We start from the raw sequence: 1,383 nt of genomic DNA, 5'->3' as shown, positions 1-1,383 counted from the left end.
GATGCTTCGGTAGTGGCTTTTGTCCGGGAAGGCGAGCTGTGGACCTATGCGCCGGAAAGTGGGAAATTTGTGGATGTATTCAGCTTTCGCAGAAATGTTGACAGCGATTCCAGAGATGCAGATATGAACCATGACATTAAGCTTCTTGGCGTAGAAGAAAACGGCGATGTGGATTTTATGGTTTATGGATATATGAGCCGCGGAAATCATGAAGGATACAGCGGCGTTGGCATTTATCATTATAACAGCGACCAGAACATGGTAGAGGAAAAGGTATTTATACCAGGTACGGAGTCCTATGAATTTCTCAAGGATGATCTGGGGATCCTTTCTTATGTAAACAAGGATAACCAGCTGTTCCTGGTAATGGCAAAGGATCTTTACCAGATCAACATTGACGAAAGCAGTTATAAGGTGCTGGCAGAGGGGATCAACAGAGATAATTTTGTGGTTTCTGATACCAATGCCCATGCAGCCTGGATCGTGTCCGAAGGAGAAAATGCAGGTCAGATACAGATGATGGATTTTGATTCCCAGAAGGTAAGAATGATCGCTCCGGGCCAGGATCAGGAGCTTCGTACGCTGGGATTTATGAATGAAGACCTGATTTACGGAATTCTTCACAGCGGAGATATTCTCACAGATGAAAACGGTCACAGCACAGAAGGGCTAACATCGTTTCGGATCGAGGACTTTGAGGGCAATTTGAAAAAGGAATATCACCAGGAGGGAATGTATATTGTCAATCCTTCTGTGGGCGGGACTCTGATGGAGTTTCAGCTTGCTGTAAGAGGAAAACAGGGATATTCTGTCCAGAAAAAGGACAATATCATGAACAATGGAAATAAAACGGCCAAGCTGGTAACCGCAGAGCAGACCAGCTCCGACCGCCAGGGAATTATGACCCGGCTGACCTTTGAGGACAAACCGGAATCAGACAAGCCTCTGGTTCTCAGAGCCAAGATGCGCAGTGTGAAAGAGCATATTGTGGAGCTTGAGGTGGAAACACCGGAGGAAGAGTTGTACTATGTATATGGAAAGGGTGGTTTGGACAGCACCTGGACAGACCCTGCACAGGCAGTAAAGCGCGCGGATTCTCAGATGGGAGTTGTTCTGAACCGGGCCCAGCAGTATGTATGGGAGAGAGGAAATCTGAAAACACAGATTACCTTGAATACAGAGGATATTCCGGAAATTATCCGGACAGGATCCTGGGATAAAAAAGCCCTTCAGGACGGAATGGGAGATACCGGAAAAATAATCGACCTTTCGGGCTGCAGTCTGGAAAATGTTCTGTATGAGATCAGTGCCCAGAGAGCAGTGATTGCAAAAACAGGAGAAAATTCCAGTGTTGTGATTGTTGGCTATGATGAATACAATACC

Annotated in this window: 1 pseudogene; it reads left to right on the top strand. The window is 46.1% G+C overall.

What is annotated here, in order from left to right:
• Window positions 1-1,383, top strand: a pseudogene (locus QVP40_RS11015) (hypothetical protein); the annotation flags it as partial.

The organism is Blautia sp. CAG:257 (assembly GCF_000433815.1).
Taxonomy (GTDB): domain Bacteria; phylum Bacillota; class Clostridia; order Lachnospirales; family Lachnospiraceae; genus Blautia_A; species Blautia_A caecimuris.
Note: the sequence above shows the minus strand (reverse complement) of the source record. Positions and strands in the feature narration are given on the sequence as shown.